The organism is Monashia sp. NPDC004114 (assembly GCF_053603855.1).
In genome coordinates this window covers 1-15,519 of the sequence record NZ_JBSGGK010000037.1, presented here as the reverse complement: position 1 = coordinate 15,519, position 15,519 = coordinate 1, and the positions used below count along the sequence as shown (strand labels likewise).

The following is a 15,519-nucleotide window of genomic DNA, read 5'->3' as shown; positions in this document are numbered from 1 at the left end:
ATTACTCCTCCTAGATCAGAAACCAGACCCCACACCACACCCGGCGCAGAACCCGACACACCGACACCACCACGGCCCCGGCAGCTCCCAACACAAAAAACCCGCAGAATCAACCCACGGGGGTGCCAGCCGGCGGCATACACCGGATGACGGTGACGTCTCCCTCGATGCGGACCCCTCCCGCACCGTGGGGGACAAGCAGGACGTCGCCCCTTTCGATGTCCAGCGTTGCGCCGTCGCCGGCGTCACCGATCTCGGTCGCGAGCGTGCCGCGGCCATCGACGACGACGGTGACGGCGAATGCCGCCTCGACGGTCACCGGCTCGGGGGCCCCGTTGCCGGGGTCCGCGCCGGTGGGCCGGACGACCTGCGCCCGGAAGAACTCTCGCGCCTCGACGGGAAGCGCAGGCCCGACGCCGGTGACGTCGGTCCAGCGGCGTCGCAGGGCGCCGATCCTCTCGCTCGTGAGCGGCCCGCGGTCGACGCTCTGCAGCGCCAGGGCTCGGTCGAGACCGAGGAAGGCGTGCGCCTCCTCGAGCCCGAACCGTGCGTGCTCGAGCATGACGGACAGGTCTGTCGGCTCTTGCAGCTCGAGGATCAGGACACCTTCACCGATCGCATGCGGCTGGCCGGCGGGCACCAAGATGGCGTCGCCGCGGGCAACCTCGACGCGGTTCAGGGCGGCGAGCAGGCGCTCGTCCTGGGCCTCGACCAGCTCGGCGAGCTCGTCTGCCGGCAGCTCGTCGCGGAAGCCGAGCCACACACTCGCACCGGGCTCGGCGTCGAGCACGATCCAGGCCTCGGTCTTGCCGTTGTCGCAGTCGAGGTGGCGGGCCGCGAACGCCCGGTCCGGGTGCGAGTGCACCGGGAGCCGTTCGCCGCTGTCGAGCAGCTTGGTCAGCAGGCCGGGGGCTGCACCGTATGCCGCAACGTGTGCGGCACCCAGCCAGCCATCCGGGTCCGCGGCGAGGGCGTCGGGCAGGTCCGTGCCGCTCGTCAGGCGGGTCACGCCGCCGCCGCCCTCGGCGAACAGATGGGTCGCTGACGCGAGCCAGTCCTCCGGGCGGTAGCCGTCGAAGTCGTCCGGCAGCGGCAGTCCGCGGAACGCGAGGATGCGCTCCCCACCGCGGTAGAAGCGCCGCGGCGTGTTGACCGACAGCCGCGTGGGCATGACGGAGTCGTCGGCGACATGACTGGTGGTCATCGAGTGGGTCCTCCACGACGGATTCCGGACGCCCTGACGATGAGGCGTGTGGGCATGACGACGGTCTGCGGCGGCGACTCGTCGCCGAGCAGGCGGGCGAAGAGCTGCTGAGCTGCCTTCTGTCCCATGGCAGCTGGGTCCTGGTGCACCACGGTTACCGGTGGGTCGATGAGCTCGGCAAGCTCGAAGTCGTCGTAGCCGACCATGGCGATGCTGACCCGGAGCTCGCGCATCGCGAGCAGGGCCGCGAGGGTGACGCGGTTGTTGCCCGTGATGATGGCGGTGGTCGGGTCGGACTCGTGGCTCCACTGGGCGAGCAGCTCACGGACGGATGCCGTCGAGTGCGGCCCCATCGACACCCGGGGCGAGCCCGGCAGGCCGAGCGAGCGGTGGGTCGCGATGAACGACTCGCGACGCTGGCGAGCGGTCCAGAAGCCGGGGTCGTCGCCGAGGAAGGCGATGTGACGGTGACCGTGCGCGACGAGGTGCTCCACGGCGCTCCGGACACCGCCCTGGTTGTCGCTGAGGATGGTGTCGTTGCCGGCTCCGCGCACCGGTCGGTCCATATAGACGATCGGGGTGCCGCTGGCCTCGACGGCCGGGTCGGCGGACGGGGTCTCGCCGGCAGGCACGACGACGATCCCGTCCACGCGACGTGCGATGAGCGCCTCGAGGACCGCTCGTTCGCGCGAGGGCGAGCCCTCGGCCGACGCGGTGATGAGCTGGTGCTGGCGGATCCGTGCTTCGCGCTCGACCGCGGCGCCGATCTGTGAGTAGAACGGGTTCGCGAGGTCCTCGACGACCAGGCCGATGGTGAAGGTGCGGCCCTGGCGGATGATCCGGGCGCCGTCATTGCGGCGGAACCCGAGCCGCTCGATGACTGCTCGGACGCGCTCGGCCGTGTCCGGACGGACGCCGGGCTCGTGGTTGACAACGCGAGACACCGTCTTGACCGAGACATGCGCCTCGGCAGCCACGTCCGCCATGGTCGGACGAGCTCCTGTCCGATGGTCAGACAACGCTGTCATGGGGGACATGTGAGCAGACGCGCTGCGGCGGCTGCAAGCCGAATGGGCGGATCGATGCCTCTGCGAACGAGTCTTGTCCGATTGGGTGTCCTGTCCGGACAAGTTCGTTAGGCGACGTTGACGACATTTGCCGCTTCCGGCGAGTCTCGGCCAGGTCAGGGGAACCGCCCACAGACACCACAGCACGGCTCAACGACGAGCACGGAGGACACCGATGGGTTTGACATCAGGGATCCAGAGAGGCGCCGTCGCGATGGCGCTCCTGGTCACCTCGACGATGGGGGCGGTTGCCGCATCGCCCCCTGCGTCCGCCGCTGACGCCTCGGCGTCGACGGCGGGTGCCACCACCGAAACGACCGGAGCAGGGGACTTCTCGACCTCGTTCGAGGCCGGGCAGCCACAGCCCGAGCTCTCGACCGTCGAAACGGGCCAGGACGGCCCACGCCAACAGAACGTGACCGGCAAGTCCAGCACGAACGGCAGCCTCCTCGGCTCCGTTGTGTCGGTCTCGGCAAGCGCGGAGAACGCGCCGGGCGAGGTCGCGGCCAACCTCGCCGACGCGAACCCGGACTCGAAGTGGCTCGCATTCGCCTCGACGGGCTGGGTGCGCTACCAGCTCGGTGCGCCGGCCAAGGTGGTGCGCTACTCGCTCACTTCGGCCAACGACTCTCCCGAGCGTGACCCGAAGAACTTCACCCTGCAGGGCTCGCAGGACGGCTCGTCGTGGACCGACCTCGACACGCGGACGAACATCGACTTCTCCGGTCGCTTCGTCAAGCAGAGCTTCGACATAGCCACCCCGGACACGTTCGTCTACTACCGGCTCAACGTCACGGCGGTGCACTCGGGAAGCATCGTCCAGCTCGCCGACTGGGACATCTCTGACGGCACGACCGGCACCGGCCCGGCGACGCCGATGATCACTAGCGTCGGCTCGGGCCCGATCTCGGGGTTCAACATCAAGCCGCTCGTCGGCTGGACCGGCCTCAAGGCGCTGCGCTACTCGGGCGGACACACGGCAGACGGCCGCGGGTACGCGTGGAACCGGCTCTTCGACGTCGACGTGCCGGTGACGTCCACCACGGAGCTGAGCTACAAGATCTTCCCCGACATGGTCGCGGGCGACCTCACCTACCCGTCGACGAATGCCGCCATCGACCTTCGCTTCACCGACGGCACCTACCTGTCCGACCTGAGCGCCCTTGACGCACATGGCGTTTCGGCGTCCCCGAGTGGTCAGGGCAAGGGCAAGATCCTCTACGCCAACCAGTGGAACGCGGTGACCCTGGAGGTCGGGCGGGTTGCGGCCGGCAAGACGATCGACCGCATCCTCGTCGGCTACGACAACACTGCCGCGAAGGCGGACACCCGCTTCGGCGGCTGGATCGACGACCTCTCGGTCGCGGCCGACCCGGCGGCCGTCGACGCGTCCGACCTGACCAACTTCGTCGACACGCGGCGTGGCACCAACGCGTCCGGCTCGTTCTCACGTGGCAACAACCTGCCGATCAGCGCGCTGCCGAACGGTTTCACGTTCTTCACCCCGGTCACGAACGCGACCTCGCAGTCGTGGGAGTACTACTACCAGGCGCAGAACAACGCAGCGAACCTGCCTCTGCTGCAAGGGCTCGCCATCTCTCACGAGCCGAGCCCCTGGATGGGTGACCGCAACCAGCTGTCGGTGATGCCCTCCGTGGCGACCGGCACCCCGACCGGCAACGCAACGAACCGGGCACTGGCCTTCGACCACAAGACCGAGGTCGCCCGGCCCGACTACTACAAGGTGTCGCTGGCCGGCGGCATCGATGCGGAGATGACACCCGCAGACCACGGCGGCGTCTACCGCTTCACCTTCCCGGAGTCCTCGGCGAAGGGCCACCTCGTCGTCGACACCATCGACAACAACGGCTCGTTCACGGTCAACCAGGCAGGGGACACCCTCACGGGGTGGGTCGACAACGGATCGGGCCTGTCCGCCGGGCGGAGCCGGATGTTCGTCTACGGCACGTTCGACCGACCTTCGACGGCAACGGGCCCCGCGCCGGGCGGCCGCACCGGGACGCGCTACGCGACGTTCGACACCAGCACGAACCACCAGGTCGAGCTCAAGCTCGCGACGTCGTTCATCTCGCTCGACCAGGCTCAGCGCAACCACGCGCTCGAGCTCGCCTCGCGTGACTTCGACGCCGTGCACGCTGCGGCCAAGGCCGCGTGGAACGCGCGCCTCGGCGTCGTCGACGTCAAGGCGTCGAGCGACACGAACGCGGACACGCAGCGGACGACGCTCTACTCGAACCTGTACCGGCTCAACCTGTACCCGAACAGCCAGTTCGAGAACACCGGAACGGCGCAGGCTCCGCACTACCAGTACGCGAGCCCGGTCGCCTCGAAGACCGGCAGCGCGACCACGACGACGACCAACGCCGCGATCAAGGACGGCAAGATCTACGTCAACAACGGGTTCTGGGACACGTACCGGACGGTCTGGCCGGCATACAGCCTGCTCTACCCGGAGGTGGCGGCGGAGATCGCCGACGGCTTCGTGCAGCAGTACCGCGACGGCGGCTGGGTCGCCCGGTGGAGCTCGCCCGGCTACGCGGACCTCATGACGGGCACCAGCTCGGACGTCGCGTTCGCGGACGCCTATGTCAAGGGAGTCAAGCTGCCCGACCCGTTGGGCACCTACGACGCGGCCCTGAAGAACGCGACCGTGCTGCCCACGTCCAGCGCCGTCGGGCGCAAGGGCCTGGACACCTCGATCTTCCTCGGCTACACGAGCACCAGCACCGGTGAGAGCGTCTCGTGGGGGCTGGAAGGCCTGATCAACGACTTCGGCATCGGCAACATGGCGGCCGCGCTGGCCACGGACCCGGCCACCCCGGCCGACCGTCGCGCCCAGCTCGCCGAGGAGTCGCAGTACTTCCTGGAGCGGTCGACGCACTACGTCAACGTCTTCAACCCGAAGGTGGGCTTCTTCCAGGGCCGCAGTGCCGACGGCAGCTACCCGTCGACCTTCGACCCGGAGGCGTGGGGCGGCGACTACACCGAGACCAACGGCTGGAACTTCGCCTTCCACGCGCCGCAGGACGGCACGGGTCTGGCGAACCTCTACGGCGGTCGCGACGCGCTGGCCACGAAGCTGGACACGTTCTTCTCCACCCCGGAGACCGCGACCAAGCCCGGCGGATACGGCGGCACGATCCACGAGATGCTCGAGGCGCGTGACGTCCGGATGGGCATGCTCGGCCAGAGCAACCAGGTCTCGCACCACATCGCCTACATGTACGACTGGACCGGCCAGCAGTGGAAGACGGCCGAGAAGGTCCGCGAGATCATGCGGCGCCTCTACGTCGGCACGGAGACCGGCCAGGGCTACCCGGGTGACGAGGACAACGGCGAGATGTCGGCGTGGTACGTCCTGTCCTCGCTCGGCCTCTACCCGCTTCAGGTCGGATCGTCGCAGTGGGCCATCGGCTCGCCGAAGTTCCAGCAGGCGACCGTCCACCGCACGCAGGGAGACCTCGTCGTCAACGCCCCGGGCAACTCGGAGCGCAACATCTACGTGCAGGGCGTGACGGTCAACGGGCTGAAGCAGAAGTCGGTCTCGATCGACCAGTCGCAGATCAAGGGTGCGACCACCATCGACTTCGCGATGGGTGCGAACCCGTCCGACTTCGGTGCGCGCCCCCAGGATGCCCCGCCTGCACTGACCAAGGGCACCGAGGCCCCGAAGCCGCTCATGGACGCCACCGGCCCGGGCCGTGGCACCGTGACGGCGACCGACCTCGCCTCGGGCGCTGACCCGAAGGCGATGTTCGACAACACGTCGCGCACGTCGACGGCGTTCTCGTCGGCGACCCCGACGGTGACCTTCGCCCTCTCGGGCGTGGGACAGCGGGCGACGTGGTACACGATCACCTCCGGCGCGAAGGCGGGCGACCCGTCGGCTTGGCGGCTCGAGGGCTCGCGCGACGGTGGTGCGACGTGGACCGTGCTCGACACGCGCTCGGACCAGACCTTCCCGTGGCGCAACCAGACGCGACCCTTCAAGATCGCCCTGCCGGAGACATACACGTCCTACCGTCTCGTCATCGCGGCGACCGTGGGCGCGGCGGCACCGAACCTGTCGGAGGTCGAGCTCCTCACCGACGGCTCGAAGGCGCAGAACACCCAGATCAAGGTGTCGGCCGCCGCTCCGTTCGAGGTGACCGAGGACACGGCTTGGTCGGGCACCGTCGGTGAGTTCTCCGGCGGCGTCGGCAGCAAGCCGGTCGTGGCCACGGCGACGATCGCGTGGGGCGACGGCACCACCTCCGAGGGCACCATCGAGACCGGTGACCTCGGCTCGTACACCATCAAGGGCAGCCACACGTGGGAGACGCCGGGCTACTACCAGCCGCGCGTCACGGTCACGACGGCCAACGGGTCATCGAGCGATGTCGGCGGGGTCACGGTCCACACGGCGACGATCCCGTCGTATGCCGCTGGGTTCGACTCGGTCTGCATCGGACACGTCGGCGACACGGTCCCGTGTGACGGCGACCAGGCGGGTCTCTCGCGAGAGGCGATGACCGCGGCGGGCGGCGTCCCCGGAAAGCTCGTCGCGGTGCCTGGCACCGACCTGGGCTTCTCGATCCCGGCCATCCCGGCGGGTCAGAAGGACAACGCCACCGGCATGGGCCAGACCCTCGCGGTCACCCTGGCGCCTGGCGCGACGAAGCTGTCGATCATCGGCACGGCGACACAGAAGAACCAGGACACCGTCGGTACCGTCCGGTTCAGTGACGGTACGAGCGTCAGCTACCCGATCCAGTTCGGGGACTGGTGCGGCTCAGCCCAGTTCGGCAACATCGTCGCGCTGGAGATGGGCTACCGCCTCAACGGAACCGGCACGGACAGCTGCCACGCAAAGCTCTTCGCCACGGCGCCGCTGATGATCCCCGCGGGCAAGACGGTCACGGGCATCACCCTGCCGACGCAGACCGGCGACCCCGGTAGCGCCGGACGGATCCACATCTTCGCGATCGCCGACAACGGCGCCGCGCTGAGGGTCCAGCCGGGTGCCGACACCACGACGACGGCCAAGACCTCGACGAACGTCGACCTCGGCGCGGTGTCGGGCGGCGTGCCCGCCTCGGGCGACCAGGGCTATCGCGCCCGGGTCCAGTGGGGCGACGGGACGGTGACCGAGGACGCGACTGTCTCGGCGACCGGGTCCGATGGCAGCGCCACGATCAGCGGGAGCCACACGTGGGCGGCGGCGGGCACCTACACGGTGCGCGTCCTGGCGTCCGACTCCCGCTCCGACGTCCTCGGGTCGCTGACGGTCACGGTGCGCTGACGTGACCTGCTGAGATCCGAAAGGACGGGCTGGCCCGCCGACTGCCACGAGCAGTCGGCGGGCCGTGCGCCGTCAGCCGGTCACCCACCGCCCGGTGGTCCGTCCCTGAAGCAGCCCGAACCTCCGTCCCGCGGGTCAGAGGTTGTGGTCGAAGTCCATGTGGTGCATGCCGTCGTCGTCGATGTGCAGCCGCACGCTGCCCTCGATCCCGGCCAGCTCGCCCGTGCCGCTGCCAGGCACGATGAAGCCGAACTCGTTGGTCCGGTCGGAGCCGCTCGTCGACGCGGCGTGCACGAAGTTGAAGGCCCCTTCGCGCCCGTCCACGGTGCCCTCGAACGACTCCATCGCGACGTACGTGCCGACCCCGGTGGCCTGGTCGTAGGCCGAGGTGAACTGGGTGACGCTGCGCCCGGCAACCGCACCGGCATACGTCTTGCGCATGCGTAGGTGGCCGGTCGGCAGCGCGGTGGTGACGTCGGGGGCGTAGTCGGTCACGTCGAAGTCGGACGTCGTGAAGGTCGAGGTGCTCGTCATGGCGCGACGCTACCGACTGGTCCCGACACCGCCCGCCACGTCGGCGACAACGTTGGCGACGGTCGTCCGAGCCATCGCCGTGAAGGCCGGGTTCGTTCGCTCGTAGTAGGGGATGATCAACGCCGCCTGCGTCAGGGCGTAGCCGCGAGCTCGCTCCCACGTGCCGTCGTCGACCCCGAGGGCCTCCCGGTATGCCGTTCTCCCGCGTCCGCCGAACATGGTCCAGGCCGCGATCGTGTCCGCCGCAGGGTCTCCGACCCCGACGCTGCCGAAGTCGAGCACGGCGACCGGGCGGGCGTCGCGGACCAGGACGTTCGGGGGCAGCAGGTCGCCGTGCAGCCATCCGCGGCCGTCACCCTCGAACGGGGGCGCATCGAGTGCACGGTCCCAGGCCGCCAGCGCGGCATCGACGTCGATGTGTCCACGACTGCGCTGCAAGGCATCCCGGGTGTCGGCGTCCAGCCGCGCGAGGGGGCGGCGACCGCCCTGTGGGGCGCCCTCGGGCACCGGTACCGCTCTCAGGCCCTGCACGAACCCAGCCAGGTCGGCGGCCGCCGAGGTCTCGTCCACGTCGTCGACGGCATACGGAGACCCGTGGATCCAGCGAAAGACCGCCCACCTGAACGGGAGCTCGTCGGTCGGCTCGCCGACGGCCACCGGCTCGGGGACCTCGAGCGGCAGCCCCGGCCCGAGTCGCGGCAGCCACTCGAGCTCTTTGTCGAGGTCGCTCGCCCAGGAGGCGACCCGAGGCAGCCGGACGTAGAGGTCGTCGCCGAGCCGCACGATGGCGTTGACCGTGCCCGTCGACCGAACGCGGTGCAGCGGCCGACCAGCCAGGTGCGGCAGCTGCGCCGCCAGCAGCCCGTGGACGAGCTCATCGGTGATCGTGACCTCGTCGTCATGCATGCGGTCGGTCATCGGCGCTCCACTCTGTGTTCATCAGGATGTCGTCAAGATGGCGTCAGGATCCCAGCGGGCACGGTGGCCGCTCCCAGGCACCGATGGTTCCGTGGATGCATGACGTCTGACTGGACGATGAGCCACCGTTGGCTCATCCGTTGGCTCGCCCTGCTCCTGCCCGTCGTGGTCGGGGCCGTGCTGGGGATCTTCCGCGCGAGCATGGACTCCAGCACTGCGGCCATGGTGCTGGTGCTCGCGGTCGTGGCCGCCTCCGCGACCGGCGACCGCATCACCGGAGTCGTCGCCGCACTGTCGGCGGCGGCCAGCTTCGACTTCTTCTTCACGGTTCCGTACCACTCTCTGACGATCAGCAACAGCGAGGACGTCGAGCTCGCGGTCGTGCTGGTCATCGTCGGTCTTGCCGTCACGGAGATCGCGCTCTGGGGCCGGCGGCAGCAGGCGGCCGCGCTCCGCCGCGAAGGCTACCTGCACGGGCTAGCCGACCTGCTCGAGCTCGGACCGGACACGAGTGCCGACACCCACGCCCGTGCGATCGCCACGGCGATCACGCACGCCCTCGGGGCCGACCGGACCGAGTGGATGACCGGCCAGCCTCAGGCGCACGATGCGATCGTCGGCGCGGACGGGACGGTCCAGGCCGGTGGTCGGATGGTGCCGGTGCAGCGGATCGGTCTGCCGACGGACTCGTACACCACGGTCCCCGTGCGGTGGGCGGGGCAGGTCGTCGGTCACTTCCGGGTCGTCACGTCGACCCGGGTGGTGCGACCGACCGCCGAGCAGCTCCGCGTCGCCGTGCTGCTCGCCGACCGCATGGCCGGTGTCTACGACGGGGACATGCCGACAGGCTCACCGACCCCCAGGTAGGCGCCGAGGTGCTGGCCGGTCAGCGTTCGTGACCGCGCGAGCTCCGCAGGAGGCCCTTCGAAGACGATCTCGCCGCCGTCGTGCCCCGCGCCCGGACCGATGTCGACGATCCAGTCGGCGTGCGCCATCACCGCCGGGTTGTGCTCGATGACGATGACGGAGTTGCCTTGCTCGACAAGGCGATCGAGCATCCGGAGGAGATTCTCGATGTCGGCCATGTGCAGGCCCGTCGTCGGCTCGTCGAGCACGTAGGTGCCGGCACCCTCGGCCATCTGGATCGCCAGCTTGATCCGCTGGCGCTCGCCGCCGGACAGGGTGGACAGCGGCTGCCCGAGCCGGATGTAGCCCAAGCCGACGTCGACGAGGCGATCGAGGATCTTGCGCGGAGTGCCCTTGGTGAAGAACTCGCCCGCCTCCCCGATGGACAGGTCGAGCACCTCGGCGATGTTCTTCCCGTCGAGCCGGTAGGCGAGCACTTCCGGCGTGAAGCGCTTGCCCTCGCACTCCTCGCAGCGGCTCGCGACGCCGGCCATCATCCCGAGGTCGGTGTAGACGACGCCGAGGCCTTTGCAGTTGGGGCAGGCGCCCTCCGAGTTGGCGGAGAAGAGCGCGGGCTTGACGCCGTTCGCCTTGGCGAAGGCGGTGCGCACCGGGTCGAGCAGGCCGGTGTAGGTCGCGGGGTTGCTGCGCATCGACCCACGGATCGCCGACTGGTCGACGACGCGCACCTCGCCTGCCGCAGCCATCGACCCGTCGGCCAGCGAGCCGTGGATGAGCGACGACTTGCCGGACCCGGCGACACCGGTGATCACGGTGAGCACCCCGAGCGGGAGGTCGACGGAGACGTCCTTGAGGTTGTGGGTCGTGGCATGGCGGATCTCGAGGCGCCCGGCCGGCGTCCGCGTTGCGTCGCGTGGGCCGGGACGGCTGTCGAGGTGGCGGCCGGTGAGCGTGTCGGAGGCACGCAGTCCAGCAACGTCACCGGCATATGTCACCTCCCCTCCGCTCGAGCCGGCGCCCGGGCCGAGGTCGACGACATGGTCCGCCCGCTCGATGACGGACGGCTTGTGCTCGACGACGAGGACGGTGTTTCCCTTGTCGCGCAAGCGGACCAGCAGGTCCGTCATCTTCGCGATGTCGTGGGGGTGGAGCCCGATGGTCGGCTCGTCGAAGACGTAGGTGATGTCGGACAGGGCCGAGCCGAGGTGGCGGACCATCTTGACCCGCTGGGCCTCGCCTCCGGAGAGCGTGCCCGACTCGCGGTCGAGCGAGAGGTAGCCGAGCCCGACCTCGACGAGGGAGCCGAGCAGGTCGACGAGCGACACGAGCGCCGGGCGGGCGGGTGCAGCGCTCGGGTCGTCGCGCAGGTCCTCGATGGCCGCGACAAGGTCGCTGATCTGCATCGCACACGCCTCGGGGAGCGTGCGACCGGCCACCGTCGCCGTGCGCGCGGCCTCGTTGAGCCTCGTGCCGTCGCAAGCAGGGCAGGCCGAGAACGTCGCGACCCGCTCGACGAACGCCTTGATGTGCTTCTGCCCACTCTCGGTCTCCTTGTCGAGGAAGACCCGCTTGACCTTGACCACCAGTCCCTCGTAGGTGGTGTTGATGCCGCCGAGCTTCACCTTCGTCGCGGGAGTGTGCATGAACCACTCCCACTCCTCAGGGGTGAAGTCACGGACCTTCTTGTCAGGGTCGAGCCGGCCGCTCTCGGCGTAGGCCCGCCAGTACCAGGTGTTCGGGGTGAAGTTGGGCACCGTGATGGCGCCCTCGTTGAGGCTGAGGTCCCTGTCGACGAGCTGGGACTCGTCGATCGCCGAGACCTTGCCGATGCCCTCGCACTCGGGACACATGCCGTCGGGGACGTTGAAGCTGAAGTGGAAGGACGGTCCGACGTGGGGCGTCGACAGGCGAGACCAGACGAGACGGAGGAAGGCGTTGACGTCGGTCGCCGTGCCGACGGTCGAACGCGAGTTGGCCCCCATCCGCTCCTGGTCGACGACGATCGTGGCGCTGAGGTTCTCCAGCGCATCGACGTCCGGGCGCGCCGGGCTCCCCATGAACGACTGGAGGAACGCGGAGTACGTCTCGTTGATAAGGCGCTGGCTCTCGGCCGCGATGGTGCCGAAGACCAGGGAGCTCTTGCCCGAACCCGAGACGCCGGTGAAGACGGACAGGCTCTTCTTCGGGATGTCGACGTCGATTCCCTTGAGGTTGTTGACCCGCGCCCCGCGGACCCGGATGACGTCGTGACGGTGTGCCGCGGCGGGCGTGGTCGGGCCCGCGGTCATCGGCTGAGCCTCTGGAACGCGCGGACGGCATACGGCAAGGTCACGGCGGTGACGATGAGCGGCCACATGACGGCAAGCATGACAGCGTGGTCCGACAGCCAGCCGGTTGTCGGCACACCGGGGTTGCCGAACGCCTCGCGCACCGCGGTCGTCGTCCACGAGAGCGGGTTGAGCATCGCGATCGTGCCCAGCCACCCGGGCATGAGCTCCGGCGAGGCGAAGGCGTTCGACAGCATCGTCAGCGGGTAGAGCAGGCCGAACAGGCCGTTGGCCATCTCGGCGCTCTTGGCCTTGAGGCCAAGGACGATCCCGAGCCACATCATGGCCAGCCGCAGCAGGAGCAGCAGCGCCACGCCGAGCGCGAGGCCCGAGATGCCGGTGTGCCAGCGCCAGCCGACGAGCAGCCCGCAGCCGATCATGATCACGAGGCTGACAACGGAGTAGAGCATGTTCGCGAGCACGCGCCCGAGCACGACCGCGGACGGTGCGATCGGCATCGAGCGGAAGCGGTCCATGACGCCCTTCGCGTTGTCAGACTGCACGGCCGCGACGGTCTCGCCGAGCCCGAAAGCCATTGTCTGGACGAACATCCCGGGCATGAGGAACTCCTGGTAGCTGCCCCCGCCGGCCACCTGCATCGAGCTGCCGAGCACGTAGGCGAACAGCAGCACGAACACGATCGGGAACAAGAGCGTCCACAGGATCAGCTGCGGCTCCCGGATCCAGTGGGCCACGTCGCGGCCCGCGATGAGCAGCCCGTCGCGGACCGACCAGCGGACCCGACCGACGAGGCTGTCGCCTCCCACCGGGAGGGTCGTCGTGGCGGCGCTCATCGGGTCACCTCCGCGTCCTCGGCGCCGACCTTCGTATGCCGGTGGCTCGGGCTTTCGGCGCCACCGCGGCTTTCGGGGCGACTGGGGTCCTCGGGGTGACTGGGCTCCTCGGGGTGACTGCGGTCCCCGGGGGTCCCGAAACCATCGTCGGCATCGTTGTCGGCATCGTTGTCGGCATGGTCTTCGGAGCGGGCGTCGTGCTCGGCCGCGATCGGCTCAGCGGTCTCGGCGACATGGCCGGTCAGGCGCAGGAACACGTCGTCGAGCGTCGGACGGCGCAGCCCGATGTCGGCGATGCGCACCCCATCTCGGCCGAGTTCCTCGAGCACCGACGAGATCGCGGTCACCCGGTCGGCCACTGCCGCGCCGACGGTGCCCGACTCGAGATCGACCGCCGGATCACCTGCGGCCCATCGGGCGACGGCGGCGCGAGCCTGGTCCAGGTCGGCGCGGTCGACGACCGTGACCTCGAGGCGGTCGCCGCCGATGGCACGCTTGAGATCGTCCGGGCGGCCTTCGGCGATCACCCGGCCGCGGTCCATGACCGAGACTCCCGAGGCGAGCTGGTCCGCCTCGTCGAGGTACTGCGTCGTGAGCAGCACCGTCGTGCCGTCGGCCACGAGCTGGCGGATCGAGGTCCACACCTCGCCGCGGTTGCGTGGGTCCAGACCGGTGGTCGGCTCGTCGAGGAAGAGCACCTCGGGGCGCAGCAGCAGCGTCACGGCCAGGTCGAGGCGCCGGCGCATGCCGCCGGAGTACTGCTTGACCGGCTTGTCAGCGGCGTCGACGAGCTCGAACTGGGCGAGCAGCTCGTCGGCACGGACGCGGGCTTGCTTCGCGCCGAACCGGTTGAGCCGCGCGAACAGCACGAGGTTCTGCCTGCCGCCGAGGATCTCGTCGACGGCCGGCGTCTGCCCGGAGAGCCCGATGTGGCGCCGCACCTCCTGCGGCCGGGTGTGCACGTCGACCCCCGCGACCGATGCCTCGCCCTGCTCGACGGCGAGCAGCGTGGCGAGGGTGCGCACGGCTGTCGTCTTGCCGGCGCCGTTGGGGCCGAGCAGGCCCCACACCACCCCACGCGGCACCGTCAGGTCGAACCCGTCGAGAGCCCGGTGGGCGGCATACGTCTTGACCAGGCCCCGCGCCACGATCGCCGGAGTGTTGGCGGGGGCGGCGCTGGTGGTGGGCGTTGTGGTGGTGGTGGTGGGCTGGGTGGGACTGGCGAGTCCTCGGTCCGGCACGGCATACCTCCCTGTACCTTTACACCGTAAAGAGATCCTCGTCGAGATTAGATTACGGCGTAAGGAGTTGGCAACCCTCATGGTCATCTACGTCGGCCAGGGCGACCCCGAGGAGTCCATGCGCCTGCTCTGGGGTGCGAAACCCCAGCCCCCCGCGACACGCCGCGGGCCGAAGGCGGCGCTGAGCGTCCACGAGATCGTCGCCGCCGCCATCGCCCTCGCCGACGAGGGCGGGATCGACGCCGTCTCCATGCGCGCGGTCGGTGACCGGCTCGGCCGCACCCCCATGGCGCTCTACACGTACATCCCGGGCAAGGCCGAGCTGATCGACCTCATGTGGGACCACGTGGCGGGCGAGCTGCCGACCGACTATGACCTCTCCGAGGGCTGGCGCCCCGCACTCCGGCAGTGGGCCCGCGACAACCGTGCGTTCTTCCTGCGCCACCCGTGGACCCTCGACATCTCGGGCGCCCGGGCCGGCATGGGCCCCAACGAGACCCGCAACCAGGAGACCTCCGCGAAGCTCCTCGCCGGGCTCGGGCTGACCGGTCCCGACCTCATGGCGAGCGTGTGGTCCGTCGCGAGCTTCGTGCATGGCAACGCCCGCGCCATGGCCGAGACGACCCGTGCGACCGAGGTGACCGGCGTCGACGAGACCGAATGGTGGATGTCGCGGTCGCGGATGTTCAACGAGGTCGCGCCCGACTATGCCGAGCGGTTCCCCTTCCTGACGGCCCTCGCCAGCCAGGGCACGTTCGACGGCGCCGAGCTCGAGGGGTCATATCTGGAGGCCGAGAGCGAGATGATCTTCGAGTTCGGCCTGGAGCGACTGCTCGACGGCATCGAGGCCTTCGTCGACCGTCTGGGGTCGGACGGACCTGAACGGGGCGCGGGCGAGAAGGGCAGCTAGCTCCGGCGGTGCGTCGCCCCCTGTGGACAACCTAGGTGTTTGCGCCGGTTTGCTGTGGGTAGCGGCGGGTGGCTGTCGGTGGTCGAACGTATGTTTGGGTCATGAGCCAGACAGCCCGCCACCCGTGGCGCCGACGGGGTCCGCGCCACGGGGCCACCGCGCCGGTGCGGCAGCCCGGTGCGTCGGTGCAGCAGCCCGGCGCGTCGGCAGGGGCTGGGGTGGTGGCGGAGTCACGTGAGGTGATGGACCCGGTGATGGATCCGGTGACCCGGCTGGCGTTGCTGGCCTCGTCCGAGCCGGGGGCGGGTGCGGAGCTGGAGGGTCTGCGGGGTCTGCCGGGGCTGGCGGCGCGTCT

General features: G+C 69.7%; 11 protein-coding genes. 4 read left to right on the top strand and 7 right to left on the bottom strand.

Annotated elements, in window-relative coordinates; translation table 11 throughout:
- Nucleotides 1-109: 109 nt before the first annotated feature.
- A complete protein-coding gene (locus tag ACWEOW_RS25205; protein ID WP_452272004.1) occupies nucleotides 110-1,204 on the bottom strand; it encodes a class I mannose-6-phosphate isomerase in 1,095 nt (364 codons plus the stop codon).
- Nucleotides 1,201-2,190: a LacI family DNA-binding transcriptional regulator gene (locus ACWEOW_RS25200; protein WP_452272003.1), complete on the bottom strand. Its 990-nt coding sequence runs from the start codon at nucleotides 2,188-2,190 to the stop codon at nucleotides 1,201-1,203. The genes ACWEOW_RS25205 and ACWEOW_RS25200 overlap by 4 nt, the downstream gene beginning before the upstream one ends.
- 256 nt (nucleotides 2,191-2,446) lie before the next feature.
- Between ACWEOW_RS25200 and ACWEOW_RS25195 the strand changes: the two genes are divergently transcribed.
- Nucleotides 2,447-7,573, top strand: a complete 5,127-nt coding sequence (locus ACWEOW_RS25195) for a GH92 family glycosyl hydrolase (protein WP_452272002.1) — start codon at nucleotides 2,447-2,449, stop codon at nucleotides 7,571-7,573.
- 135 nt (nucleotides 7,574-7,708) lie between these two features.
- Here ACWEOW_RS25195 and ACWEOW_RS25190 read toward each other — a convergent pair whose 3' ends face one another.
- Together ACWEOW_RS25190 and ACWEOW_RS25185 are read right to left on the bottom strand one after the other, a co-directional pair.
- Complete coding sequence (locus tag ACWEOW_RS25190) at nucleotides 7,709-8,107, bottom strand: DUF3224 domain-containing protein (protein ID WP_452272001.1); 399 nt, start codon at nucleotides 8,105-8,107, stop codon at nucleotides 7,709-7,711.
- Nucleotides 8,108-8,116: 9 nt separating this feature from the next.
- A complete protein-coding gene (locus tag ACWEOW_RS25185) occupies nucleotides 8,117-9,025 on the bottom strand; it encodes an aminoglycoside phosphotransferase family protein (RefSeq protein ID WP_452272000.1) in 909 nt (302 codons plus the stop codon).
- Between the two features lie 99 nt (nucleotides 9,026-9,124).
- Between ACWEOW_RS25185 and ACWEOW_RS25180 the strand changes: the two genes are divergently transcribed.
- On the top strand, nucleotides 9,125-9,892 hold the full coding sequence (locus ACWEOW_RS25180; protein ID WP_452271999.1) for a DUF4118 domain-containing protein: 768 nt from the start codon (nucleotides 9,125-9,127) through the stop codon (nucleotides 9,890-9,892).
- Here ACWEOW_RS25180 and ACWEOW_RS25175 read toward each other — a convergent pair.
- From ACWEOW_RS25175 to ACWEOW_RS25165, 3 genes are read right to left on the bottom strand one after another with little or no spacing between them, the layout of a single operon-like run.
- Complete coding sequence (locus ACWEOW_RS25175; RefSeq protein WP_452271998.1) at nucleotides 9,850-12,180, bottom strand: ATP-binding cassette domain-containing protein; 2,331 nt, start codon at nucleotides 12,178-12,180, stop codon at nucleotides 9,850-9,852. The genes ACWEOW_RS25180 and ACWEOW_RS25175 overlap by 43 nt on opposite strands.
- The gene (locus ACWEOW_RS25170) at nucleotides 12,177-13,013 is read right to left on the bottom strand and encodes an ABC transporter permease (protein WP_452271997.1); all 837 of its coding nucleotides are present in this window, start codon (nucleotides 13,011-13,013) and stop codon (nucleotides 12,177-12,179) included. The genes ACWEOW_RS25175 and ACWEOW_RS25170 overlap by 4 nt, the downstream gene beginning before the upstream one ends.
- A complete protein-coding gene (locus ACWEOW_RS25165) occupies nucleotides 13,010-14,254 on the bottom strand; it encodes an ATP-binding cassette domain-containing protein (RefSeq protein ID WP_452271996.1) in 1,245 nt (414 codons plus the stop codon). Before ACWEOW_RS25165 ends, ACWEOW_RS25170 begins: the two co-directional genes overlap by 4 nt.
- A 79-nt stretch (nucleotides 14,255-14,333) precedes the next feature.
- On the opposite strand from ACWEOW_RS25165, the gene ACWEOW_RS25160 reads away from it, so the two are divergent.
- Both ACWEOW_RS25160 and ACWEOW_RS25155 read left to right on the top strand, forming a co-directional pair.
- Entirely contained in the window at nucleotides 14,334-15,164 is an 831-nt protein-coding gene (locus tag ACWEOW_RS25160; RefSeq protein WP_452271995.1) for a TetR/AcrR family transcriptional regulator, read from the top strand.
- A gap of 101 nt (nucleotides 15,165-15,265) precedes the next feature.
- On the top strand, nucleotides 15,266-15,519 hold a 254-nt coding region (locus tag ACWEOW_RS25155), incomplete at its 3' end, for a hypothetical protein (RefSeq protein WP_452271994.1).

Coding starts and splice junctions, on each gene's coding strand:
- ACWEOW_RS25190 (WP_452272001.1), bottom strand. CDS start 8,107: ATGACGAGCACCTCGACCTTCACGACGTCCGACTTCGACGTGACCGAC.
- ACWEOW_RS25170 (WP_452271997.1), bottom strand. CDS start 13,013: ATGAGCGCCGCCACGACGACCCTCCCGGTGGGAGGCGACAGCCTCGTC.
- ACWEOW_RS25160 (WP_452271995.1), top strand. CDS start 14,334: ATGGTCATCTACGTCGGCCAGGGCGACCCCGAGGAGTCCATGCGCCTG.
- ACWEOW_RS25185 (WP_452272000.1), bottom strand. CDS start 9,025: ATGACCGACCGCATGCATGACGACGAGGTCACGATCACCGATGAGCTC.
- ACWEOW_RS25195 (WP_452272002.1), top strand. CDS start 2,447: ATGGGTTTGACATCAGGGATCCAGAGAGGCGCCGTCGCGATGGCGCTC.
- ACWEOW_RS25200 (WP_452272003.1), bottom strand. CDS start 2,190: ATGGCGGACGTGGCTGCCGAGGCGCATGTCTCGGTCAAGACGGTGTCT.
- ACWEOW_RS25180 (WP_452271999.1), top strand. CDS start 9,125: ATGACGTCTGACTGGACGATGAGCCACCGTTGGCTCATCCGTTGGCTC.
- ACWEOW_RS25205 (WP_452272004.1), bottom strand. CDS start 1,204: ATGACCACCAGTCATGTCGCCGACGACTCCGTCATGCCCACGCGGCTG.
- ACWEOW_RS25175 (WP_452271998.1), bottom strand. CDS start 12,180: ATGACCGCGGGCCCGACCACGCCCGCCGCGGCACACCGTCACGACGTC.